General features: G+C 51.2%; 23 protein-coding genes. 7 read left to right on the forward strand and 16 right to left on the reverse strand.

The window, feature by feature from the left end:
• Positions 1-40: 40 nt before the first annotated feature.
• The gene (locus BZG78_RS05950; RefSeq protein ID WP_077576297.1) at positions 41-1,588 is read left to right on the forward strand and encodes a SpoVR family protein; all 1,548 of its coding nucleotides are present in this window, start codon (positions 41-43) and stop codon (positions 1,586-1,588) included.
• 136 nt (positions 1,589-1,724) lie between these two features.
• On the opposite strand, the gene fadR is transcribed toward BZG78_RS05950, so the two are convergent.
• The gene (fadR, locus tag BZG78_RS05955; RefSeq protein ID WP_077660655.1) at positions 1,725-2,576 is read right to left on the reverse strand and encodes a fatty acid metabolism transcriptional regulator FadR; all 852 of its coding nucleotides are present in this window, start codon (positions 2,574-2,576) and stop codon (positions 1,725-1,727) included.
• 393 nt (positions 2,577-2,969) lie between these two features.
• On the opposite strand from fadR, the gene nhaB reads away from it, so the two are divergent.
• Positions 2,970-4,562 carry a Na(+)/H(+) antiporter NhaB gene (nhaB, locus tag BZG78_RS05960; protein WP_077660656.1) on the forward strand — a complete coding sequence of 531 codons (1,593 nt, stop codon included), beginning with the start codon at positions 2,970-2,972 and terminating at the stop codon, positions 4,560-4,562.
• A gap of 88 nt (positions 4,563-4,650) precedes the next feature.
• On the forward strand, positions 4,651-5,190 hold the full coding sequence (gene dsbB, locus BZG78_RS05965; protein WP_077460364.1) for a disulfide bond formation protein DsbB: 540 nt from the start codon (positions 4,651-4,653) through the stop codon (positions 5,188-5,190).
• 85 nt (positions 5,191-5,275) lie between these two features.
• Here dsbB and BZG78_RS05970 read toward each other — a convergent pair whose 3' ends face one another.
• The 8 genes from BZG78_RS05970 to BZG78_RS06005 all read right to left on the reverse strand — a co-directional run bounded on the left by BZG78_RS05970 (position 5,276) and on the right by BZG78_RS06005 (position 11,812).
• Positions 5,276-5,713: a (deoxy)nucleoside triphosphate pyrophosphohydrolase gene (locus tag BZG78_RS05970; protein WP_077660657.1), complete on the reverse strand. Its 438-nt coding sequence runs from the start codon at positions 5,711-5,713 to the stop codon at positions 5,276-5,278.
• Between the two features lie 4 nt (positions 5,714-5,717).
• A complete protein-coding gene (locus BZG78_RS05975; RefSeq protein ID WP_077576294.1) occupies positions 5,718-6,353 on the reverse strand; it encodes an SEC-C metal-binding domain-containing protein in 636 nt (211 codons plus the stop codon).
• A gap of 8 nt (positions 6,354-6,361) precedes the next feature.
• Positions 6,362-7,342, reverse strand: coding sequence for a tRNA dihydrouridine(16) synthase DusC (dusC, locus tag BZG78_RS05980; protein ID WP_021022274.1), 981 nt, complete (start codon positions 7,340-7,342; stop codon positions 6,362-6,364).
• 119 nt (positions 7,343-7,461) lie between these two features.
• Positions 7,462-8,193, reverse strand: coding sequence for a DsbA family protein (locus BZG78_RS05985; RefSeq protein WP_158011784.1), 732 nt, complete (start codon positions 8,191-8,193; stop codon positions 7,462-7,464).
• A 29-nt stretch (positions 8,194-8,222) separates the two neighbouring features.
• Positions 8,223-8,741: a protein disulfide oxidoreductase gene (locus BZG78_RS05990; RefSeq protein WP_077660658.1), complete on the reverse strand. Its 519-nt coding sequence runs from the start codon at positions 8,739-8,741 to the stop codon at positions 8,223-8,225.
• The gene (locus BZG78_RS05995; RefSeq protein ID WP_108743362.1) at positions 8,738-10,861 is read right to left on the reverse strand and encodes a protein-disulfide reductase DsbD domain-containing protein; all 2,124 of its coding nucleotides are present in this window, start codon (positions 10,859-10,861) and stop codon (positions 8,738-8,740) included. The genes BZG78_RS05990 and BZG78_RS05995 overlap by 4 nt, the downstream gene beginning before the upstream one ends.
• A 49-nt stretch (positions 10,862-10,910) precedes the next feature.
• The gene (locus tag BZG78_RS06000) at positions 10,911-11,270 is read right to left on the reverse strand and encodes a hypothetical protein (RefSeq protein WP_077460358.1); all 360 of its coding nucleotides are present in this window, start codon (positions 11,268-11,270) and stop codon (positions 10,911-10,913) included.
• 101 nt (positions 11,271-11,371) lie between these two features.
• Positions 11,372-11,812, reverse strand: coding sequence for a YcgN family cysteine cluster protein (locus BZG78_RS06005; RefSeq protein WP_021022268.1), 441 nt, complete (start codon positions 11,810-11,812; stop codon positions 11,372-11,374).
• A 164-nt stretch (positions 11,813-11,976) separates the two neighbouring features.
• Between BZG78_RS06005 and BZG78_RS06010 the strand changes: the two genes are divergently transcribed.
• Positions 11,977-12,243 (forward strand): YkgJ family cysteine cluster protein, encoded by a 267-nt coding sequence (locus BZG78_RS06010; RefSeq protein WP_021022267.1) that lies wholly within the window; start codon positions 11,977-11,979, stop codon positions 12,241-12,243.
• A 97-nt stretch (positions 12,244-12,340) separates the two neighbouring features.
• Here the strand turns inward: BZG78_RS06010 and BZG78_RS06015 are convergent, their stop codons facing one another.
• Positions 12,341-13,210 carry a TIM44-like domain-containing protein gene (locus BZG78_RS06015; RefSeq protein WP_077660659.1) on the reverse strand — a complete coding sequence of 290 codons (870 nt, stop codon included), beginning with the start codon at positions 13,208-13,210 and terminating at the stop codon, positions 12,341-12,343.
• 188 nt (positions 13,211-13,398) lie between these two features.
• Here BZG78_RS06015 and BZG78_RS06020 point away from each other — a divergent pair, with 188 nt between their 5' ends.
• On the forward strand, positions 13,399-13,794 hold the full coding sequence (locus tag BZG78_RS06020) for a TM2 domain-containing protein (RefSeq protein WP_077660660.1): 396 nt from the start codon (positions 13,399-13,401) through the stop codon (positions 13,792-13,794).
• 115 nt (positions 13,795-13,909) lie between these two features.
• Positions 13,910-15,772 (forward strand): MFS transporter, encoded by a 1,863-nt coding sequence (locus BZG78_RS06025; RefSeq protein WP_077646351.1) that lies wholly within the window; start codon positions 13,910-13,912, stop codon positions 15,770-15,772.
• On the opposite strand, the gene BZG78_RS06030 is transcribed toward BZG78_RS06025, so the two are convergent.
• The 6 genes from BZG78_RS06030 to BZG78_RS06055 are packed head-to-tail and all read right to left on the reverse strand — an operon-like array spanning position 15,769 to position 22,970.
• The gene (locus BZG78_RS06030) at positions 15,769-17,154 is read right to left on the reverse strand and encodes an AMP-binding protein (RefSeq protein ID WP_077660661.1); all 1,386 of its coding nucleotides are present in this window, start codon (positions 17,152-17,154) and stop codon (positions 15,769-15,771) included. The two genes, BZG78_RS06025 and BZG78_RS06030, sit on opposite strands and share 4 nt — an antisense overlap.
• The gene (gene menC, locus BZG78_RS06035; RefSeq protein WP_077660662.1) at positions 17,151-18,185 is read right to left on the reverse strand and encodes an o-succinylbenzoate synthase; all 1,035 of its coding nucleotides are present in this window, start codon (positions 18,183-18,185) and stop codon (positions 17,151-17,153) included. The genes BZG78_RS06030 and menC overlap by 4 nt, the downstream gene beginning before the upstream one ends.
• Positions 18,186-18,193: 8 nt before the next feature.
• The gene (menB, locus tag BZG78_RS06040) at positions 18,194-19,060 is read right to left on the reverse strand and encodes a 1,4-dihydroxy-2-naphthoyl-CoA synthase (protein WP_077576286.1); all 867 of its coding nucleotides are present in this window, start codon (positions 19,058-19,060) and stop codon (positions 18,194-18,196) included.
• Positions 19,061-19,120: 60 nt separating this feature from the next.
• A complete protein-coding gene (menH, locus tag BZG78_RS06045; protein ID WP_077576285.1) occupies positions 19,121-19,903 on the reverse strand; it encodes a 2-succinyl-6-hydroxy-2,4-cyclohexadiene-1-carboxylate synthase in 783 nt (260 codons plus the stop codon).
• Positions 19,903-21,672 carry a 2-succinyl-5-enolpyruvyl-6-hydroxy-3-cyclohexene-1-carboxylic-acid synthase gene (gene menD / locus BZG78_RS06050; RefSeq protein WP_077660664.1) on the reverse strand — a complete coding sequence of 590 codons (1,770 nt, stop codon included), beginning with the start codon at positions 21,670-21,672 and terminating at the stop codon, positions 19,903-19,905. The genes menH and menD overlap by 1 nt, the downstream gene beginning before the upstream one ends.
• The gene (locus BZG78_RS06055; RefSeq protein ID WP_158011785.1) at positions 21,672-22,970 is read right to left on the reverse strand and encodes an isochorismate synthase; all 1,299 of its coding nucleotides are present in this window, start codon (positions 22,968-22,970) and stop codon (positions 21,672-21,674) included. Before BZG78_RS06055 ends, menD begins: the two co-directional genes overlap by 1 nt.
• A 292-nt stretch (positions 22,971-23,262) precedes the next feature.
• On the opposite strand from BZG78_RS06055, the gene BZG78_RS06060 reads away from it, so the two are divergent.
• Entirely contained in the window at positions 23,263-24,483 is a 1,221-nt protein-coding gene (locus BZG78_RS06060) for a pyridoxal phosphate-dependent aminotransferase (protein ID WP_077576283.1), read from the forward strand.
• The last annotated feature ends 26 nt before the right edge of the window (positions 24,484-24,509 follow it).

Consider the following 24,509-nt stretch of genomic DNA (forward strand, 5'->3'; position numbering starts at 1 on the left):
GCCATACCGGCATAGACGCATTTTATCAGGGAGGCATGGTATGGCTGTCACCAAAGGTAAACACAAGACTCCACTCCACGATGGGCCGGATTGGACCTTTGACCTGCTTGAGCAGTATCACAAGGAAATTAAACGGGTTGCCGAACACTACAAGCTCGACACCTATCCCAATCAAATAGAAATCATCGCCGCCGAGCAGATGATGGATGCTTACTCCAGTGTGGGAATGCCCATCAACTATAACCACTGGTCATTCGGCAAAAAATTTATTGAAACCGAGCGCAACTATAAGCATGGGTACATGGGGTTGGCGTACGAGATTGTGATCAACTCGGACCCGTGTATTGCCTACCTTATGGAAGAAAACACCATCACCATGCAAGCGCTAGTCATGGCGCATGCCTGTTATGGTCATAACTCTTTCTTTAAAGGCAATTATCTGTTCCAAACCTGGACCGATGCCGGCTCGATCATTGATTACCTGCTGTTCGCCAAACACTACATTAGCGAGTGTGAAGAAAAGTACGGCCTCGCGGAAGTCGAAAACCTGATCGACTCCTGCCACGCGCTGATGAACTATGGCGTCGACAGGTATAAACGTCCGCAAAAGATCTCACTTGCCGAAGAAAAAGCACGCCAGAAAGCACGAGAAGATTATCTGCAAACCCAAGTTAACGAACTGTGGCGGACCATCCCAGGCGGGAAAAAAGAGCAGGAGGCAGAAACGCGCCGTTTTCCATCAGAGCCACAAGAAAACCTGCTGTACTTTTTTGAGAAACATTCCCCACTCCTAGAGCCTTGGCAGCGTGAGATTGTGCGGATCGTCCGTAAAGTGAGCCAATATTTTTATCCGCAAAAACAAACGCAAGTGATGAACGAAGGTTGGGCGACCTTCTGGCATTACACCATTCTTAACCACCTTTATGATGAAGGCTTGGTCACGGATAGCTTTATTATGGAGTTTTTACATAGCCATACGAATGTGGTCGCGCAGCCGCCCTACAATAGTCAGTTTTATTCCGGCATTAATCCCTACGCGCTCGGGTTTGCCATGTTTCAGGACATTCGCCGCATGTGCGAAGAGCCAACCGATGAGGATAAATACTGGTTCCCTGACATTGCCGGCAAAGACTGGCTTGAGACGGTCCATTTTGCGATGGCAAACTTTAAAGATGAGAGCTTTATTAGTCAGTTTTTGTCCCCCAAGGTGATGCGGGATATGAAATTTTTTGCGGTCAATGACGACGATCGACAAAACTATATTGAAGTCACCAGCATTCATAATGAACAAGGGTATCGTCAGCTACGTGAAGACTTATCAGCACAATATAACCTGAGTAATCGCGAGCCAAACATTCAAGTCTTTGATGTCGATTTGCGCGGTAATCGTTCACTCACACTGAGGTATGTGCCGCATAACCGTATTCCGCTCGCCAACTCTCATGAAGAAGTGTTAAAACATGTCCACCGACTCTGGGGGTTTGAAGTGGTTTTGGAAGAAGAAACCAGCGAAGGACGTGGAAAAATTCTTAGCAGTTGTCCCAAGCGTCCCCAGTTTGATCCTGATATGTTAATGGGTAGCCATTAGGAACAGCCCCCAGCCTAAGGGGACATCCAGCGCCATTAAAAAAGCCGCCCTGATGCTTTCATCACGACGGCTTTTGTTATGCACGCTCAGGTTTATGTGCCTTTACGCTCAGGTTTATGCGTCTTTACGCCAAGACCTATGCTTCTTCTTCAGCCATGTGAGAGGCAATGGTCTCACGGTTACTAAACCATAAGCCCCCGCACTCACGTCCGTATTGTTTTACCCGGTCACCAATGGCTGGATGTTGGTTATTGGCCACCATTTCGCGTAGATCACTATAAAAGCTCAGCGCATTTTCACAGGCACGGCGGTCCATAAAGTAATAGCCCCCCACGCGTGAATAAATTTGGCGCATACCATTAATCGTCAACACATAGACTTTATTGCCAGAGAAGTGCGCCATGCCTTGGAACAAGCGATAATCGAAATGATTAAAAGCACGGCCCATACAAATACGCTCACACAGCTCAGGATCCTGCTTACCATATTTGTCCTGAATTTTTTTGACGTCTTTCAGAACTTCGCTTTTCTCATCAATCAGATCTAAGAACTGTTCAAAGCGCTCGCACTCAAGTACTTGTTGGCAGCGCTTAATAACCAAATCAATGAGGTCCAAGCAGTCTTGCGGGCGATTTTTAGCTGCATAACGCATATAGACACCGCTAATGTCTGTCCGCGCCGCAAGTAAATCCTCGAGAACCCCGTGCACGTCCTGCCCTTCCAGGGTCACCAGCGTATCAAGAATACTGAGCCCCGACGTTCGCATGTAATCATTGACCCGAGTAGGTTTGCCATGTTGAATGGTTAACCAACCATCGCGGGCGAGGCGCTGAAGCACCTCCCGTAACGTGGTGCGCGTCACGCCAATGAGTTCAGACAATTCACGCTCTGCGGGTAAAATAGAGCCCTTTGGGAAGTGATTGTTCCAAATACTTTCAATTATATATTTTTCAGCAAATGTTGCTGGGCTATCCGCCTTTATAACCATTGAATCTAAATTCCAATTTGCTTCTTGCTCTGATTAATAAGTCATCATACCACTAGTCATGAGTTGCAGAAACAGCTCTGTGATATCGCCACCAATCGCGTGACATCTGCTATCTTTTTGTACCAGATCAATGAAAATTTGGGCATAACTCGCAAAACTACGCCATACAAGATGTAACAAAATATGTCTAAGGCAAACTGGCGCACACTTACTATCTGACAAGGCTATCCTTCGTTGCTCTGAACGGGTAACTCATACCGATAGTCGTACCGTCACTTTTAACTGTCACCCTCTCGCGTGCGAGCTTTATGGGCTCACCACACTAAGCGATGTAGCACGTAACTCGCCCATCCGTGCGCGTTAAGAGACATAGATAACAATGAGACTATCATTATGGCTAAGACCATTACGCTCAGCACCGCGTTTTTAAAGAACTTTCTCGGCAAAGCCCCTGATTGGTACAAGCTGGCCATTGTTGGCTTTTTAATTATTAATCCGATCATTTTCTCGATTAACCCTTTCATGGCCGGTTGGCTACTGGTGGTCGAGTTTATTTTTACTTTGGCCATGGCGTTAAAGTGCTACCCACTTCAGCCTGGCGGGCTATTGGCGATTGAAGCGGTCGCGATAGGGATGACCAGCCCAGCTCAAGTTAAGCACGAGCTGGTAGCCAACGTAGAAGTTCTGCTGCTGCTTGTTTTTATGGTCGCCGGCATTTACTTCATGAAGCAGTTGTTGCTTTTTATTTTCACCAAAATACTACTGGGCATTCGCTCTAAAATTGCCCTTTCATTAGCATTTTGCAGCGCGGCTGCAGCGCTTTCGGCCTTCCTTGATGCCTTAACCGTGATCGCGGTGGTGATCAGTGTCGCCGTCGGCTTTTACTCCATTTATCACCGCGTTGCCTCGGGGAAGGAGCTTGGTGCCGCCCATGACCACACCTCAGATGACAGCTTAAGTGATGAGCTTAGCCGCAACGATCTGGAGAATTATCGTGCCTTCTTACGCAGTCTATTGATGCATGCAGGGGTGGGTACTGCACTCGGGGGCGTGATGACGATGGTCGGTGAGCCGCAAAACCTGATTATTGCCGATCAAGCTGGCTGGCATTTTGGTGAATTTATCCTACGCATGGCACCGGTGACCCTGCCCGTTTTCTTTGCTGGTTTGTTAACCTGCATAATCGTTGAAAAGTTTGGCTGGTTTGGATACGGGGCAAAATTGCCGAATAACGTGCTAAACATATTGGTCGAGTACGATAAAGTACAACGCGCAAAACGCACGCCACAAGATGTGGCCAAACTCGTGGTTCAAGCGTTGATCGCCGTTTGGTTGATTGCCGCCCTTGCCCTTCACTTAGCCGCAGTCGGCTTGATTGGTCTCAGTATTATCATCTTGGCCACCTCGTTTACCGGGGTAATCGATGAACACCATATCGGCAAAGCGTTTGAAGAGGCACTCCCTTTCACTGCGCTATTGGCGGTCTTTTTCTCAATAGTCGCGGTGATTATTGACCAGCACTTGTTTGCACCGGTGATTGATCTGGTGCTGTCATTGGAAGGCCATTTGCAACTTACCATGTTTTATGTAGCAAACGGCTTGCTGTCCATGGTGTCTGATAATGTCTTTGTGGGGACCGTCTACATCAATGAGGTGAAAACAGCGCTCCTCAATGGGGTCATTGATCGCGAGCAGTTTGATATGTTGGCGGTCGCTATCAATACAGGGACTAACTTGCCGTCCGTTGCGACCCCTAATGGTCAAGCTGCGTTTTTGTTCTTGCTTACTTCGACGCTGGCTCCCTTGCTACGCCTGTCATACGGGCGCATGGTGTATATGGCACTGCCCTATACCATTGTGATGGGCTTATTGGGCGTGATGGGTATCGAGTTCTTTTTGGTGCCAGCAACCGAGTGGATGCTACACCAAGGCTGGATATCTGAAACCATCCATATGACCCAACAAGCGATACCCAGTGCGCACTAACGCATTTCTATCATTGACCTTCGTCTCAACAAACGATTGAATAGCAAGGCTCTCAGTGTAGAGCCTTGTTTTTTATCAGGAGTGAGTTATGTGGCGCGCCTTAAATCAATTTTCTCGCAGCCGAGCGTCCTGGCTGTTGTTGCTTCTCTGTGTGGTTGGCCTCGAAGCAACCGCGCTGTATTTCCAACATGGCCAAGGACTTGCGCCCTGTGTGATGTGTATTTATGAACGTGTCGCCTTATTTGGTGTGGGCACGGCAGCGTTACTCGGACTGATTGCTCCCGAGGAGCCCTTTTGGCGTACCCTAGGGTTGCTGGCCTATGGCATCACCGCCGCTTGGGGGCTAAAGCTTTCATTAGAGCATGTCAGTTATCAATTCCCCGATCCTAACCAACTCTTTGGCCCGACCTGTGATGTGGCGGTAAACTTCCCTTCTTGGGCCCCTTTAAACCAGTGGCTGCCTCAGGTGTTTGAAGCGTCTGGAGATTGCAGTAAAGTGGTCTGGCAATGGTTAGGTTGGTCCATGCCACAATGGCTGGTGGGCATTTTCTCGGCCATGCTCGTGATCTGGGGGCTGGTGGTTATCGCCCAGTTTATCGGTCGCCCACCGCGTCGGATTTTTTCTTAATAACTCGCGGCTATGCACTAAGCACTAGGCACTAGGCACTAGGCACTAGGCACCAAGATAACCGGATAAAAAAGAAAACGCCGATTTACTCGGCGCTTTGCATGAGTTGATGGTCGCTTACTGAATGACACAACTGACGTATTAACGGCCGGTCTGCGGCGCTAAATACCCCGGGGTCAAGCCGCTGGGGGTCGCTCCAGTATACGGCCTGATGCTGTTTCAACGTTAATGGCGTATCCAGGATCTCGCACCAATAGCTGCACAGTAAAATCACCTTGTCACCATAATCGTATTCGGTTTCGACGATGGCTGCGCCGACGTTGATTTCAACGCCGAACTCTTCAAGCCATTCACGCTTAAGTGCCTGCTGGTCGGTCTCGCCTTGCTCGACTTTGCCGCCAGGAAATTCCCACCAGCTGATAAACTGCGAATCTGGCTGTCGTTGCGCCACTAAAACGTGGTGACTGTGCGTGGCCACACCGGCCACTACGCGAATTGCAGTCGTCTGCGCTGCTGATATCATCCGATTAACGCCCGCAGCATTTTTTGAACTTAGCGCCACTACCGCACGGGCAGGCATCATTACGGCCAACCGATTTAAACGGATTCACCTGATGCGCGCCGTGCGTTCCTTGTTGTGCTTCATCGGCCGCTTTCGCGACTTCTTGGATCATAAGATCTAATTGCTCAACATATTGGCCAGGCTCAACATCAATCCCTACCTCTTTCATTTGCGCTAAGGTACCGGCCTCGTCATGCAGTAGCAGCATAGTGGTCACTAATGCGGAAAGCATACGGCGGCTACCATCATTGAGTGTGACATCATGCCAATGCGGCTCAATATGGGGCCATACGGCAAGAAACCCTTCTGAAAAGGCTTGTGCGAGCTCGCCGCGCATCGCAATCATTAACGCGTCAGGCAAGGTGTAATCATTACGCATCAACGCATGATATTGTTGCTCCAGGTGCGCGAGTATGGCCTGCTTGTCCTTGTCATTAAGCGCCACGACTTCATCGTCTTCAACCCCGGCGGTCACTAACACCGACAACCAAGTATCTGGGTCCATCGGCACAGGACAAATGTTGGCAGCCAGCAGCGCCCCTTCAACAAAACTGGCCGGCATGCCGTCCCAGTCATCAGAGAGTGTCATAAGTGTTGACATAAGGTTTCCTATTTTATGAATTCTGTTTGCGCACGCGCGTTATCGAGCGCTCTGGCTATCTCATCAGCGCGATTAAGGACGCGAATAACCTTAAAGCACGCGTCAGCCTGCGGATAATACTGACGCAAATACTTAAACCATTGCTTAATGCGGTTAGGGAAATACACCGCCTTGTCTCCTTGGCGCTCCTGTGCGCTATAGCGCACTAACAAGGCCAACACCGCAGGCCAATCCATGGGCTCAACATTGTCACGAATATGTTGACCCAAGTTGGGCATATTTAGCGCGCCACGGCAAACCATTAATGTGTCACAGCCTGTGAGTGCTTGGCACTTAAGCGCGTCATCCCGTCCCCAAATATCACCGTTTGCCGTTACAGGGATCGCAAACTGTTGGTTAATCTCCGCAATTAAATCCCAACGAATCGTCCCTGCCTTGTAACCGTCGCGCTTGGTACGGCCATGGACCACCAGCTCGTCGGCTCCCGCATCATTAACCGCTTGGGCAATGTCTAAATAGTCATCCAGATCATTGAATCCTAAACGCACTTTTGCACTCACCGTATGTTCAGGCGCGACGCTTTCACGCACCGCTTTCACCACCTCGTAGATATGCTCAGGCGTCTTTAATAACGCTGCGCCGCCGCGGTTGCCATTCACCGTTTTAGAGGGGCAACCAAAGTTAATGTCGATCCCTTGCGACCCTAACTGAATCGCGTGCTGCGCGTTACTGGCCATCGCATCAACATCTTGCCCCAGTAGTTGGACCCGAACCGGCGTCCCCGCATCGGTAAAGCCACCTTGATGTAACTCAGGGCAGAAGCGATAAAAGACTTTTTCCGGTAAACGCTGATCCACCACACGCACAAACTCGGTCACGCAGAGATCATAGTGATTAATCTCAGTCAGTAGCTTGCGCATTAAGGGATCAAGTACGCCTTCCATAGGGCCTAATACAATGCGTGGTGATTGATAATTCGTTTGACTCATGCCGTACCTTTACCGTTAAGGCGCGCTATTTTGCCAGCTTTTCCCTCAAATCGCAGCACACAAAAAAAGCCAGTCATCTTTTGACTGGCTTTCAAATAGTTAGCGAGTATCACTCACGCTTAGCCTTCTTGTTTGGCCGCCTTAACCATGGCTTCTAGCTGTGGATAGGGTAGATAGCCAGGTGCAACTTGATCACCAATAATCATCGCTGGTGTACCACGCAACCCAAGCTCCATGAAGGCGCGGTAGTTGTCAGCTACCGCTTCTCCGGTTCGCTCTTTGCCCGCAAGCAGTGATTCGGTATCGGTTTTTTGCGCAATTTTCTCTAAAGAACGTGCATCATGCATACCGCGCTTTTTCATCAATAATTCATGAACCTGCGCAAAGGCCTCAGGTTTTTCCAGCCACACATTCATCGCATACACGGCAGAGTTGGTATCAAGCGATTCGATATTCTGTTGTTTTAGCGGCACGGCAATATTAATCACCTTCACATCGTCGTGGGCGGCAACCAGTTTCTGTAGCTCGTCTTCAAGCTTTTTACAGTATGGACAGTTGTAGTCCATAAAGTTAATCACGGTGACCGTCGGATCCTCCGCGCCAATCCAGCTGTGGGTGTCCGATTCAAACCAGTCTCGGCGCGCGGCGAGGTTTTGTTTTAATGTCTTTTGCTGCTCAACATATTTTTGCAAGCTTTGGTTAAGATTCGCAATCAGCGCAGGATTCGCTTCGAGCAAATCGACGATTTCATCCAGCTGTGTTTGCTCCGTATCAGATAGCGTATTAGCACTCACCGGAAAAGCCAGCATAAGAAGCACCAGCCAAGGTGCAAAAAAACGAGATAGGGACATTCGGTTTCCTTTTTTAACGTTTGTCGTCATCACAACATTCTTAACCATAGGCCAACCGGTGAGGTAAAGCCTGTTGTTATCGCGGTGATTTTTCCTTGCTCAACCACCATTACCGTCGGCGTCACTTTCACTGACAATCGACGTGAGAGTTGTCCATCTGGATCATTGACGACCGAAAAATCGTAACCATGATGAGCAAGGTATCCATTTACTTTTTTCGCTGAGCCTGAGCGTAACGCGATCGAGACCACCTGCGCATGATCACTCAACCAATCTACCGAGGGAGTCACAAAACGGCACACACCGCACCAACTCGCCCATACATAGATAAGCACGGGTTCGTGCTGCGACATGGCGAGCAAATCCTGTTGGCGGCCATCCAGCAAGCGGACCGTGTCCACAGGAAACTGACTGGTGTCGATATCACGGCTTCGCCACCAATCGACGGCAGTGCTAGATATCAGCACAAACACGATGAGCCAGCACACGTCACGCGCACCACGTTTGACCCGCTCACGCCACGACCGTTTCATTTTACTGCTCGTCATGGTTTTTTTGCCTGCTCAAGCGCGCTCATGACGGCCTTATCGGTCAAAATTACCGGCAGTGCAATGCCGTTTGGTGCCCCCGGACCATAAACAATATTAAACGGCACACCATAGCGCTGGTGCTTTTGTAAATATTGCGTCACACGTTCACTGGGTCGGGTCCAGTCACCTTGCATTGCTACCACATTAGACGCGGTAATGGCATCATAAACGGGCGATTGCAATATCACACCCACTTTGTTGGCATGACAGGTAATACACCAATCCGCGGTGACATCGATAAACACCAGCTTGCCCTGGTCCACCGCTTGAGCGATCACAGCTTCGTCCAGCGCCACCCAATCCGGATCCGAGTTCATCGGCGTTGCCCAACGCTCTGCCGTCAAGGAGGCGCCAACAATCGCTAATACCATAACGGCCAATAGTCCAGCTGCGCCTTTAATCGCGGCAAGCTTACCAAGGGTACGATATGTCAGCCACACACTGGTAGCAAGCAACAGTGCCCCCACTGCGATAGCGCCAACAACGCCCAGATAAGGCATCCACAGCCAGAATAGCCACACCGTGGTAGCAACCAGCAAGAGCGCAAATACCCGTTTCACGTGATTCATCCACGGACCCGGTTTAGGCAGCGTGCGAGTTAATCCAGGGAAAACCGCCACAAGCAACCACGGCAGCGCCATCCCGACCGCCAGCGCGGTAAAAATCAGCCAGAGCGCGGTCAAGGATCCCCCCAGTGCATATGCCACCGCAGTGCCTAAAAAAGGTGCCGAGCATGGTGTGGCTAGTAAGGTGGCAAATACCCCTTGGACAAAGTGACCGCTTGTTGTGTGGCCACCGCGTGTCGCAAGCCAAGTTTGCCAGCTTGATGGCAAATCAATACGCAGCACATCAAACAAGCTCAGCGCGAATAGCCAAATGACCAGCGTCATGACGCCGATAAAGATTGGACTTTGAAACTGGACGCCCCAACCCACGGCTTGCCCCGTTAGCTTTAATGTCATCAGCAGCCCAGCTATCGCCCAAAACGACACCAGAATACCGGCAGCTGAGGCCAGAAACTGGCTACGAACCGCCCGACGGGTGGCATTCGGGTTGGCGACAATGCTGTTAAGTTTGAGTCCAAGTACAGGGAGCACACAGGGCATCACGTTCAAAATCAGCCCCCCCAAGAGGGCAATGCCACCAATCACCCAAACAGATAATCCGGCTTGCGACGCGACACTTCCGGCACGCACTGTGGTGCTGTGCTCAGCCAGAAGCTGCTCATCAATAACAGTGACTTGAATCGGTTTACCGGTCAGCTTGGGGGTTTCTATCCAATTGGTGACATCAAAGGTCGCGGTCAGGGTGTCGCCATCACGGTGGAGACTGGGTACACCAAAGGTGTCATCAATAACCGCCTCGCCATCCACCAGCATATCTGGCTGTTGCCAAGCTTGGTTACCGGTGACAGTGACGGCGAGCTGCTGCTTGTTAGCATCCCAGACCGCAGACTCAACCTGCACACTAGGTAGCGGCTTAGGCACCTGACTCATCGCTTGGTTGAACTGATACATCCGCTCACCATCAGCCTTCAGTGCGCTGGGCGTCACGTCGAGCGAGATGGGGTAGTCAGTGATCACGCACACACTGGTGCACGAAGACAAGCGCAAGGTAGCATCCAACGAAACCGGCTGTTGCCAGGTTTCAACCTCAAAGGTCAGCGGGAAAGTCACCTGCCCCTTGTAGCCCAACATGGTCAGGCCAAGTAGCTCGTGGCGCTTCGGTGCTGGCCAATGCCAGGTAATATCGTCCAGGTTTTGGCTATCGTTAATGATAAGCTCTGGGGCGACCCCGCCCTCGCCTGGCGAGCGCCAATAGGTTTTCCAATCGCCTTGTAAACGGACGGAAAGCAAGCCATCGAGGTGGTGAGTCTCTGGATTACCTTGACCAGTGAGCGCTAAACGCACCTCAACGGGAGGGTGATCAGGGTTAGACAGCCAACCTGTATCGGGCGTATTTGCCAGTACAGAAGGGCTGAGTAACAGTAAATATAAAGACAAAAGCGGTAGTAAGACCAAAGCTTGCCATACGCTACTTGGTGTTACGCTGCGCCAATAGTGATTGATTCGAGTCATAAATCTGTTCCTTGTTGAAAATAAATACGCCATGGAAAGAAAAGGCGCTTTATTCTCGGAACACACAAAAGCAAAGATGCCGCCGTCGATACGTGGGTGGGTCATGCGTGGGTAATACCACCGCGAGGCTGACGGTTGCCATAACGGCAAGCAACACAATCAACCACCAAAGTGGAGAAGGCAGCCAATCTAGGGTCAGAACAGAAGGATGCATCAATTGCTCAGACAGCGAACATTTCTTGCCCACTGTATTGACCTCATCACCATGCTCTCCCAAGTTGCCAACTTGGCAGGCAGCTTGCGCCCCTGATTGCAGGCTAAGCTGATTTTGCAAGGCACACACTGCCAGAACCCATAACGCTATTGCGAGGGCCCAGCCAGCTTTAGAACGACGCGTGTACCTTTGCATTCCACCTCCTGTCGAGTTGGCACTCATTATGCCCCACGCTCGAAAATAAACAATGGGTTAGCCTTGATGCCAGGCAAACGGGAGGCTAACGGTTCGCATCCCTATCTTGGCCGCGTGGTAAGCTGAATATGATCTTCCCAGTCAATCACATCAATTTCATACACCACGCTGTCTTTGACCGAAATCCCCGCTTTGTGCATTGCCGCTTTTGATCCGGTGATCAGCGGGTGCCAATCAGGTAGCGGTTTATCTTCTGCCAACAAACGATAGGCACAAGTTTCTGGCAGCCAGTAAAACTCGTCGATTTTGTCGCGGGTAAGCTTCAAACAGGACTCTTCATACGAGAAACGATTAGGATAGTCTTTGCATGAGCAGGTTTTATCATCCAACAAACTGCAGGCAACGTTGGTATAGTAGAGTTCATCAGTTTCTTCATCGATCAACTTATGCAAACAACAACGGCCACAACCGTCGCATAACGACTCCCACTCCTCATCGCTCATTTGCGCTAAGGTTTTTTGTTGCCAAAAGGGCGTGCTCATGATGCTGGCTCTCTTTTTATAATAAAACCGCGCGGAGCGGCAAGACATTGCGCCGCTGTTATAACCATCATAGCGATAAAGTGCAAGCAGGCATTGGGATGGGTTGGAGAGTGTACAGCCGAATGATAAAGTGCCCGCCCCTGCACATTGAGGAAGCCGACAATATGCCCACTGCATCGACATTTTCGTGCCGTCTAGGCTGTGGCGCCTGCTGCATCGCGCCTAGTATTTCATCTCCCATTCCAGGTATGCCTTATGGTAAACCTGCAGGCACTCGCTGTGTGCAGCTCGATGACAACAATTTATGCCAGCTTTTCGGTACGCCCGACCGCCCAGGCGTTTGCGCCGCATTTGACGCCGACCCGGATGTCTGTGGCGATCATTACCAACAAGCGCTCGACAACTTGATATATCTGGAAGCGGCGACATAAAAAAGCGCTACCTCACTACAAGCTAGCGCTTTTATCATATTGGCTTGTTTTTACCGCAGTACTAGCCTTTCTGTATTATTGGCGCTTTTCTGCAGAATTAGCTTTGGATACCCACAATCAGCCAAGGCGCATTGGCTTGGGACAAGTCACGCTCAAGATGCCAGATATCAGTAATATCTTCTTCGACACCCTCCACACGGTCACAATAACGGCCGGTGAATTTTAAGCTTAACTGTGCGCGACGGCTGTCGTGATCAGCACGGACAATCTCTGCATCGACGTACATCACTTCGGTATGTTGCTTAGTACCTAAGCGCGCGCGTTCTGCCGCTAAGTCGTTGTATAGCTCAGGGGTGACGTATTCTTGGATCTTTTCTAATTCATTGTGGTTCCATGCACCTTGCAAAATACGATAGTGCTCACGCGCACCACTTAAAAAACTTTGCATATCGAACTGTGGCGGAAAGTTAAACGGCACATCATTTTGCGTGTCGGCACCAAAGCCACCTGTCGCAGCCCTGCTTGAGCTATCAGCCGCATGGTTTCGAAAGGCATTAGGTTGCTGATGATAATAACCTTTACTCTCACCCGCATAGGCTGGCCCTTGTGCTTGGGCCCCCGCCTTCGCTTGCGTCAATCCGCGTAAAAACTTCAGTGCAAAGTAGGCAATCAGACCCATGATCAGGATATCCATAAACTGGATCCCCTCAAAGGCACCGCCAAAGAAGGCCGCGAGCAGGCCACCAGCAAGCAAGCCACCCAGCAGACCACCCGCGAGCCCTTTTTTGCCGCTTTTGGTGGTATTTTGCTTGAGCGTGTTAGTGTTTGTGGTGTTATTTTTTGGCGCTGGCGCCGTTTTGAAGCTTTTACCAAAGGACTTGCCGCCGCCAAAGCGCTTCGCTTCTGCATAAGGCGCTGTGACAACAAAGACAAACATCAAAGCTGCAACAGAGAGTAATTTTTTCATGATCGCATCATCTGTGGTTTAAGACGCTTCTCATGCTAGAGTCTTTATCGATGAAGTCAATTAAAGGGGGGAAAGAAATTGTTACCAAACATCACCTCTCCGCCGTTGTTTTTGCGCGTTAAGGAACCATTTGACGCCACTGCACTCCAAGCCATTATCTAACTTAAAGACACATACAGGCCCGAACCATGAATGATACACACAGCAAACTCGTCGGTTACCTACTCTGGATCTTTGGTTTTCTTGGTTCACACCGCTTTTATTACGGTAAACCGGTGACCGGCACTATTTGGTTTTTTACTCTAGGGCTGTTTTTAATTGGTTGGATTGTCGATTTGTTCTTAATTCCGGCCATGGATAAAGAAGCCGACCTTCGTTTTCGTAGCGGTTCGACTGACTTTACCATTGCTTGGCTTTTGCTGACTTTTCTAGGGGTCTTAGGCATTCACCGTATGTATATGGGAAAGTGGATCACGGGGATTATCTACTTGTTTACGGGAGGCTTTTTCTTAGTCGGTATTCTCTACGACTTTTGGACCTTGAACGAGCAAGTCTCGATTAAAAACATGCAAACCTTTTCGTAATCATCGCTAATCCCCCGCTAACGTTATGACGGCGCAATCTTTAATGGGTTGCGCCCTCGCCTCGCATTGCTAGTATAACGCGCTGACCGCCTTGCTAAAATGGACCAATGCACTCATGAGCCAACAGTTTCAACTTTTGCGCGAGCGACGCTTTTTGCCTTATTTTATTACTCAGGCACTGGGCGCCTTTAACGACAACGTTTATAAAAACGTATTGGTGATCATGGTCGCGTTTGCCTCCGCAGATCAGCTCCCTATGGATGCCACCTTATTTATCAATGCGGCTGCCGGGCTGTTTATTCTTCCCTTTTTCTTGTTTTCAGCGTTTGCCGGTGAGCTTGCCGATAAACACGATAAAGCGTGGATTATGCGACGAGTAAAGTGGCTGGAAGTGCTGATTATGTCTTGTGCAGCCGTCGCACTGTATGTCCAAGCATGGATCGTCCTCTTGGCTCTCTTGTTTTTAATGGGCACTCAATCGGCCTTTTTCGGTCCGGTGAAATATGCGCTGTTACCGCAAACCTTGAGTGATAAAGAGCTGGTCTCTGGCAATGCGTTGGTAGAAACGGGGACATTTTTATCCATTCTGCTCGGGACATTATTAGCGGGCTTTATCGCCCATCATCCTGATTCCAATCTTATTGCGGGGATTGCGGTACTCGTCTTTGCTTTACTGGGGGTGCTCTCCGCTCATGCTATCCCCCCCGCGCCAGCAGGTAACCCCGGACTCAACTTACGCTACAAACCCGTATCACTGATGCGGCAAACCTTGCGCTTTGCGCGTAAAGATAAGGTAACCCTGCAAGCGATACTAGGCATAAGCTGGTTTTGGTTTTTAGGCGCAAGTTATCTCACACAATTTCCGAAATACACGGCACTGCTCGGGGGCGGTGAAACAGGTGTCTCGTTTTTATTGACGCTATTTTCGATTGGGATCGCGGTCGGCGCATTATTGTGCGACAAACTCTCTGGCCATCGTATCGAACCTGGGATTGTGCCATTGGGCAGTATTGGTTTAACGGTGTTTGGACTGCACCTATTTTTTGCTACTCCGGCCAACCCAACACCTCACGCCGATTTGCTCGCTTTTGTCACCGACCCGGCGTTAACTTGGGTGTTTATTGATCTGCTGATGATCGGCGTTTTTGGTGGCATATTTATTGTGCCCCTGTATAGCTTGATGCAACAACGCGCCGATAAAGCCGCACGTGCGCGTGTGATTGCCGCGAACAATATCTTTAATGCCTTGTTTATGGTGGCCAGTGCCATACTGGGGATCACTATGTTGGTGGTCGTTGAGCTCTCGATTGCGGAATTTTTCCTGTTGCTCACTTTACTCAATCTGGTGGTCGCGCTTTACGTCAGTAAGCTCGTGCCTATTTTTGCTCTACGCTTTTTTACCTGGATGATCACGCACACCTTATATCGTGTGACGCACAAAGATCTGCACCATATTCCGGACAAAGGGGGCGCACTGCTGATTTGTAATCATGTCAGTTACATGGATGCCCCTTTACTCGCGGGCGCCTGTCATCGCCCTATACGCTTTGTGATGTTTGAAGACTTATACAAGATCCCGGTTCTCCATTGGTTTTTCCGCACCTCAAAAGTGATCCCCATTAGTCATCGTGGCCGCACAATTCGTACCGCGATGAATGAGATCCAACGTGCGCTGGATAATGGCGAAGTCGTGCTCATTTTCCCTGAAGGACACCTTACTTATGATGGGGAGGTTGATCAGTTCCGCCGGGGTATGGACATGATATTGCAACGCTCACCTGTCCCCGTTGTGCCCCTTGCATTGCAAGGATTGTGGGGCAGTTACTTCAGCCGCCATGGCGGCAAAGCGATGTTAAAGCTTCCAAAACGGTTTTGGTCTAAGGTGACGGTTGCCGCCGGGCCAGCGGTTGAACCTGAGCAAGCAAATGCTGACTATTTGCGTGACGAAGTGATTCGCCTCCAAGAAGATAACGCTTAACTCTTCATATAAGCTTGCGCCCATTGGGCCAAAGCGTGACGGGACGGTTTGATTTGGCCGTCTTGTTGCGTCTCAGGCCAACAAAGGTAATGTGCCGGGCGCTGATACGGCGCCAGTGAGGCACAATGCTCGGCCAACACTCGGGGCGAAAAAGGGCTCGCGCTCTGCACAATGGCTAGTGGGCGATGACCGAATTCGCGATCGACAATCGGGACAACCATCGCTTGCGTCACGCCTTTCAAACGCTGTAAATGCGCTTCGATCGCTTCAGGTTGAACATTCTCGCCGCCGCAAATAAATTGATTATCTAGACGTCCGACAACGCGTAGTACCGACACCGCCTGCTGGGTCTGCCAACGACCGAGATCCCGCGACGCAAGGCCTTGCTCGGCATCTAAGGGGTGTAGCTGGCCCGCTTGCCAATATCCCAAAGCTAACGTCTCACCACGATGGATAATCTCACCATCGTCACGTATCTGCACATCACGATAAGGCAGCGGCGCGCCGACATCATCTTGACCATCGGCACGCTTTAACGTCACGGTTGATGCCGTTTCCGTCATACCATAGCCGCACCAGCAGGCAATGCCCATCGCTTCGGCGTCTTGGGTTAAAGCGGTAGGGATCGCCGCACCGCCTAATAATACATGGGCCAAACGCCGTGGTTCGGCCTCGTCCTTCAATGCGGGCAAGACGCGATAGAGCTGGGTTGGGACCAGTGATGCATGGGTCACCCGTTTTAACGCATTGACTAAGTGCTCCCCTCGACACGGATAAATGCCAAGCTCCCCCCCGGCTAACAACCAACGCCACACAATGGCAAGACCAGAGACGTGATAAAGCGGTAAAGAAAGCAACCAACGATCCGGCGTTTGAGAGGCACGGACGCCTGTAAACGGTAGCCGCTTGATCAGACCGGCAGCACTGGCAAGATGCTGACGCCCGCCGTGTACCACCGCTTTGGGCGCGCCAGTCGATCCTGACGTCAAGGTAAGGGTTAACGGCATGTCGATATGCCAAGGCGCCATATTGCGTGCCGATTGCGCGTCAGGCACCGATTGGTGAGCGTGGGCCCATTGAAAAGGACCTAGATTATCGAGCACTGCCGTTTGTACATCCGCACTTAATGCCTGATTTAATACCAAGGTTTGTTTACCGGCTTGCCAAGCAGCCAACAAGGTGACCACCAAAGACTGCAGGGCATCGTGGCTATTTAATACCACCACTGGCGCATCATTAAACGTCCGCTGCTGGGCATCGACTAAAGCACGCAACGCCTGCCATGTGAGGGGGGTCTCGCTATCTATCGCGATGGCATCAGGCGCGTCAGCCGCCCAGTAACGCCACGGCCAGGTGTTAAAAGCAAAGCATCGAGACGTCACAAGGTATTGACCCAAATTAACGGCTGGTCATCGAGTGGAATCAAAGGCTGATTGGCGCCAGGCCAGGTTCGATCCAGCTGTTGTTCAAACACGCCCAAGGTATCGAGCCCAGGCACAACATTCGGGGTGAGCGAGCTGGCAACGCGCGATAATTGCGTCAGTCCCAAGCTGGTTTCAAGTGATGAGCTAATGACGGCTATTTTACCGAGTGCGTGTGCGCGTGTAACGGATTGACTCACCTGCGCGAAATCACCCATCATTGTTGGTTTGATCACCCAAGTCCTTACATGATCACTTTCTTTTAACCCTGTGTCGTCGCTATCTCGCAAGGTTTCATCCCATGCTAATGGCACCCCTAATGCCTCTGCTTGAGCAAGAGACTGATAAGGATCACGACAGGGCTCTTCAATCCAGCTTATTCGCGCTTGATGCGCCTGACTCAGACCACACCAAAAGGCCGCAAGTTGTTCAGGCCGCCAACGACGATTGGCATCAAGACGCAACCTAAGGTGAGGAATGGCATCGAGCAACGTGGTCACCATTAAGCGATCACGCGCCACTTCATACTCACCCACTTTAACTTTGGCTTCATCGGATGGATCATCCGAGTGCGGGCCACCCGAGTGCGGGCCATCCGAGTGCGGGCCATCCGACACATGTCCCAGTGCGGCGAATAGCGCGTCCGGATCCCCGGTACACACGGGCACCGTCTGAAACGAGGACGGGGTCGGCAAGCGTTGATCCAACTCCGCTTGGGCAATGCTTAACCCCCATGCAACCGAAGGTGGCAATTGGGGCATGGCGATATTACGGTGATCACACCAAACAGCAGTCGCGGCAATCAGAGCGTGCCGTGCTTCGGCGAAGGTTTCCTGACTAAATCCAGGCAAAGGGGCAATTTCGCCCCACCCGCGTTGTGCGCCTTCGCTTAATTCCACCACCAAGCCTTCACGCTGGGTTAAACGCTGGTCACGTAAAAATAGACCGGCAGTGACCGGCAAGGTGTATTGATATATCCGTGCCTGTCTCATAAAGACCTCTATGGGTTGCGTGGGAAACGATCAAACTCTGGCCGACGTTTCTCGTTAAAGGCATTTCGCCCTTCTTGCCCTTCGTCGGTCATGTAAAACATCATGGTGGCGTTGCCGGCTAATTCTTGAAGCCCTGCTTGACCATCGCAATCGGCATTGAGTGCCGCTTTTAAACACCGCAATGCCATTGGGCTATGCTGCAGCACCTCGCGACACCAGCGTACGGTCTCTCGCTCGAGCTCGTCCAAGGGCACCACTGTGTTGACCAGTCCCATGTCCAACGCTTCTTGCGCATTGTAAAAACGGCAAAGGAACCAGATTTCACGCGCTTTTTTCTGCCCCACAATCCGCGCCATATAAGAGGCACCCCAGCCGCCGTCGAAACTGCCTACTTTGGGGCCTGTTTGACCAAATTGGGCGTTATCGGCCGCAATGGTTAGATCACACATCATATGCAGAACATGACCACCACCGACAGCATAACCGGCAACCGCGGCAATCACAGGTTTGGGACAGGTGCGGATCTGACGCTGGAAGTCGAGCACATTCAGGTGATGAGTGCCTTCGTCGTCTTGATAGCCGCCATAATCACCACGTACCGATTGATCGCCCCCAGAGCAAAATGCTTTTTCGCCTAAACCGGTCAGAATGATCACGCCTACTCGGCTGTCATAGCGCGCATCGGCGAGCGCTTGCATCATTTCTTTAACGGTTTGCGGACGAAACGCATTACGAACCTGAGGGCGGTTAATGGTGATACGCGCAATACCATCGGCGGATTTGTGATACAAAATATCGCTAAACGTTAGCTCAGTCGGCATCCAGTCAATGGGTGCATACAGTTCTTGTTCGGTCATTCCCGGCGTTACAGCCATGGCTTTCCCCTTAATTGGTTGATGGGGTACAAGGCCCCGAAAATTGGAAGATAAAAATCGTTACGCTGATAACCGGTCGTTATCTGATAGCACCTGCACAAACGACGACGGATTGGCCCAATGACAATTATGTCCCGCCCCTTTTATCAAAGTGAAGGGGATCCCGGTTGTGCGCTGTAGCGAGTGGGCCAACGAGATAAACTTAGGATCTTGCTCCCCACAAAGGTAGTCAATCGACAACCCTTGTCGCAACGCATCACCTAATGCGGGACGCAGATCAGCTTGCCGACCGAGCGATGTGGCATCGAGCATAGCGGCAATCGCGGGCCCATGGTTGTCACCACGCACTGTCATCAGTTTGGCGCGCTGCGTCGCATCAAGGGATTGAAACACCGATTGCTGATACCAATCGTTTAATACCATCGAGAGCGGCTCATGCGTAAAGCGCTGAGCCCAGGCTTGATCATGGGCCAACCGTTGATGACGTTCATGGCGATGCAGTAAACCAGGGTGTCCCGCTTCGAGGAATACACCCTGCCAACGAGCTGGATACGCGGTGGCTAAATGCATCGCGATGCGTGCACCAAGCGAATACCCCACTAAATACGCTGGCTGATTCCCCCACACCTGGTCACAGGTCTGGCGCACCGCGTCGACAGTAGTGGCAAAATCAACGCTTGGACAATCAACACTGTCACCATGGCCGGGTAAATCAAGACAGAGCCAGTGACAGGCTTTTAAGCGCGAGGTAACACCTTGCCAATCTTGTTGACTCCCCAGCAAACCGTGTAAAAAAACCACCTTGGGACCGTCCACCTTGCCCCCCTGCTGATACCCCAGCATCATCCCTCCTGCGCTGCCATATTGGCAAGTTGCTCTGTTAAGATTTTCCCCGCTTCACCCGCGGGCGTCACCACTTCAATCACATCAGTCCCTGGTGTATTAAACGCTTGGACGAGCGCAGCAGCGAGAGCAGATTCGCAGGTTGGTTGTTGATAGTTCAAGGAAAACTGCGCGGCAACCTGCTCAAAGCGCAGACCGTGCGGCATGCGATAATAGGCGTCACAAAGCTGCGGATCGACTGGCAAGGAATCAAAAATGCCGCCGCCATTGTTATTGAGGATAAGCATGGCTGCCGGGGCAGCCGTCTCACGCCATAGCGCAAGACTATTAAGATCGTAAAGCGCGCTCGTGTCGCCAAGCACCACCAGCATCGGCTGACGTCGGCATCGCTGAACGCCTGCAGCGCAGGCAAATAGCCCGTCAATGCCTGACGCACCGCGATTGGCAAACACCGGATAGGCGCCAAGTTGCGACCAAATATCCGCCAAACGAATCGCTAGGCTGTTGCCGATAAAAATATCGACGTGCTCGGGAAGCATCGTGGGTAATTGTTGGAATAAGCGGTGCTCTGACAGCAATGAGGGAGAAAGTCTGTCAGTCGCTTTCTCCATCTGTGCTCTCGCCTCATTCGTCAATGCTTGTTGCCAAACAAGGGGCGAGTCCGCCGACGCAGTGAGCCCTTCAGACGTTGAGCACGCCGCACTCACCTGGTCAGTCAGTGCATCAAGCCATAACGACCAGTGGCGCTTGTCGACAACACACTGTTCAACCGCCCGATGATGAGGGTCAAGTGGCTGCGCATTATCCGTCACCAACCAATATTGCGCCGAGGTTTGCGCCAACCATTGTCCCAAGCGTTTTGACACTAAACGCCCGCCGAGCTGGATCACCCATTGCGCCTGAGACAACTGCGCCTGCAAGTTGGGATGGTTTAACCAAAGATCGTAGCCAGGTGCCGTGCTCGTGATGCCCGATTGCGGGTCGGCTAATACCACCGCATTCAGCGCTGTGGCTAAGCGGTTAACCGATGCTGATAATCCGTGCGGCAGCGCACCCGCCACAATCACCGTTTTTACGGGGCGATCGGATGGCAAACTGGGCGGGAGGCTATCTCGCTCTATCGGCGTAGAAAACCGTCCATGATGGCGCGTATAGCTTTGTTGACTTTGATACCAGTTAGCAATCGGCGCACGGATCTCAGCCTCAAGCGCTGCATCTCGTTCGCCATAGAATGGCTCTCGAAACGGGCAATTAATATGCACACTGCCACCACGTGCCGCTTGATGGGCAAGCACCTGATCCACCTTGGTCAATAAAGCACTCAGTGGCATCCCCGCGTCTGGCGTAGGTAAATCCAGTTGGGCAGTAACATGGGACGAAAACAGATCGCGCTGCACAATCGCTTGGTTCGCCCCGCAATCGACCAATTCAAACGGACGATCTGCAGACAGAATAATTAATGGCTCACCGGTTAACCCGCTCTCGACTACCGCAGGCAAACAATTCGCCACCGCGGTTCCGGAAGTGACAATCACTGCCACCGGTGCCTGTCCGGCTTTGGCTAAGCCTAAGGCAAGATAACCAAGACCACGTTCATCAAAGTGACAATGTAAGGTCACCGGACGCTGAGGGTGCTGACTTTGTTTCACGGCGGCCAGTGTGAGCGGCGTCGATCGCGATCCTGGGGCAATACAAATATGTTTGACGCCCAAGCGCGATAACTCGTCGATAAGGGTTTCGGCCCATATATGCGTGAGTGTCAGCGACATTAACACACTCCAACAATGGCGTCGTCGTGCTCGTGGGCATGACGATAAGGGAGACACTGACGCATGGTCGTCAGTTTGTTATCTAACTCATGCCACTCAGCCTCAGGATCAGAGCCGGGAACAATTCCTGCCCCCGCAAATAAATCCACCGTATTATCGGTCAATTGCGCGCTTCGGATCGCCACACAAAATTGGCTTTCACGTTGTGAAATATAGCCCACGGCTCCACTGTAACGACCGCGTGTGATCCCTTGTTCGGCGAGAAACGCACGGGCCGTATCACGAGGAAGTCCCGCCACCGCAGCAGTCGGTTGAAGCGCGCCTAAGATCACACTGTCATCGACACCAGGACCAACGATGGCACTAATACGACGACGCAAATGCTGAAGATGACGAAGCACAATCAAATGGGGTTCAGGATCAACGGTAATCGTTAACGAATGACGCCGTAAGCCGGCAAAAATATCATCAACGACCAACTGATTCTCATGAACGTTTTTAATGTCGTTTAGCAACCACTCACCGAGATGATGATCTTCACTAAAGCTCGCGCCGCGACGTACGGTGCCCGCGACCGCTTCTGTGGTCACGCGACAATCTCGACGCCGATAGAGTCGCTCTGGGGTCGACCCGACAAAAGCATCGTCCGGCCCCGTTGCGAACAGAAAATGGAAACTCTCGCTGTTATGTTGTTGGCTGTGGCTAAGAAGCTGTCCACCGCTCACCGCCCCGTCCAAGGTTAAACGGGTTTGCCGCGCAAGCACCACTTTTTTCAGCTCAGTGTGGGCCATGTTTGACAATGCACGCGTCACCGAGTGACACCATTGATGATGGCTTGGGGTATGTACTTCTTGACGGATTCGTCCAGCCATCGGCGCGAGGGGTCGGCCTTGCCAGATAATTTGGCTGAGAATAGCTTGGCTGTCGGTTTCAGCGATAAGGTTGACACAAAGCTGCCACTGCTTATCGCGACGAATAAGCTCCACCACGGGAAGAAAGAAATCACCACTGCCTGGTGTATCATCAAACGCAACGCATCCCCAGATTCGCTGCTCGGGTAATAAGCTAGCCTGCGCCTGCTGAATTTGCGTAAACTGACGACAGGCGCCCAGTACTAGCACCTCTTCCCGGCCATCACGCGACTGCCAATAGCTTTTCGGGTAGACAGGCTGGGCGTCTAGCCACGCAATCGGTGATAAATCTCCTGGCCAAGTAAAATCGGTTTGCAACTGTGTTGGCGCTTGACTGATCGCCAACTGGCTTTGCAAGTGATTGGCCGCTTGAATCAAGGTAGTCACGACATCCTCCAACCGCCTAGGCGGCAGTCCTATTCGCAAGTCTGTACCTGCTGCTATTTATGTAGCACGTTATTCTTGCTTGTCAGTCTAACCTGTCAGGGCATAAGACAAATATGCGCTAGATCAGTCTTCGGTTAAAATTGGCTGATTTTTTGCCGATACAAGCGAAACAGCACTCGATTCAACCAATGCTTATCAAATCGATCAACCATCTTTCGAAGAGGGTGAGAAATAGTGTAAGTTACTTAAAAAGCCTAATAACAATTTTCACCTTTGATTGACAGGAAGGGTAATGCAACCAATCGGTATGTCCGCCAAGCTGGATAATGTCTGTTATGACATTCGCGGCCCAGTGATGAAAGAAGCCAAACGCCTGGAAGAGGAAGGCCACCGGATTTTAAAGCTCAATATCGGCAATCCTGCGCCGTTTGGTTTTGATGCCCCAGACGAAATCCTGGTCGATGTGATCCGGAATTTGCCGACCTCGCAAGGATATTGTGATTCGAAAGGCCTTTATTCAGCCCGAAAAGCCGTTGTACAGCACTACCAAAAGCGCGGCTTGATGGATCTGGATGTCGAAGATGTCTACCTGGGCAATGGCGCCTCCGAACTGATCGTCATGGCCATGCAAGCGTTACTGAATAATGGCGATGAGCTACTCGTGCCCTCGCCGGATTATCCACTTTGGACAGCCGCAGCATCGTTATCAGGCGGTAATCCAGTCCACTATCTGTGTGATGAGGAGTCTGATTGGTATCCAGATTTAGACGATATCAAGCGCAAAATTACGCCAAAGACTCGCGGACTGGTGTTGATTAACCCCAATAACCCGACCGGCGCCGTCTATAGCCGTGACTTTTTGTTGCAGGTTGTCGAGCTGGCCCGCCAGCATAATTTGATCATTTTTGCCGACGAGATTTACGATAAAATTCTCTATGACGGGGCGCAGCATTATTCTATCGCTACCCTCGCTCCCGATGTGCTTTGTTTGACCTTTAACGGTTTGTCTAAAGCGTATCGAGTCTGTGGTTTTCGTGCCGGTTGGATGCTCGTGACCGGGCCCAAACAGCATGCGCGTGGTTATATCGATGGGCTTGAAATGCTGGCGTCGATGCGCCTGTGTGCCAACGTACCGATGCAGCATGCGATTCAAACTGCGCTCGGCGGCTATCAAAGCATTAACGAATTGATCCTGCCGGGCGGTCGATTACTGGAGCAGCGCGACAAAGCCTATGAGCTGATCAATCAGATCCCTGGTGTCAGTTGTAAAAAACCCAAGGGAGCATTGTATTTGTTTCCTAAAATCGACACCAAGCGCTACAACATCCATAACGACGAAAAGCTGATGCTCGACTTTTTGTTGCAAGAAAAAGTCCTCATGGTGCACGGCACCGGCTTTAACTGGCAACAGCCGGACCATTTCCGGTTAGTCACGCTCCCGCGGGTGGATGATTTGGAAATGGCAATCAGTCGTTTTGAGCGTTTTCTCTGCGGTTATAGCCAAGCCACCTAACGGCTTAATCGACCTTGCGTTTATTA

The sequence above is a fragment of the Salinivibrio sp. MA351 genome, assembly GCF_001996065.1.
In the GTDB taxonomy this organism is placed as follows: Bacteria; Pseudomonadota; Gammaproteobacteria; order Enterobacterales; family Vibrionaceae; genus Salinivibrio; species Salinivibrio costicola.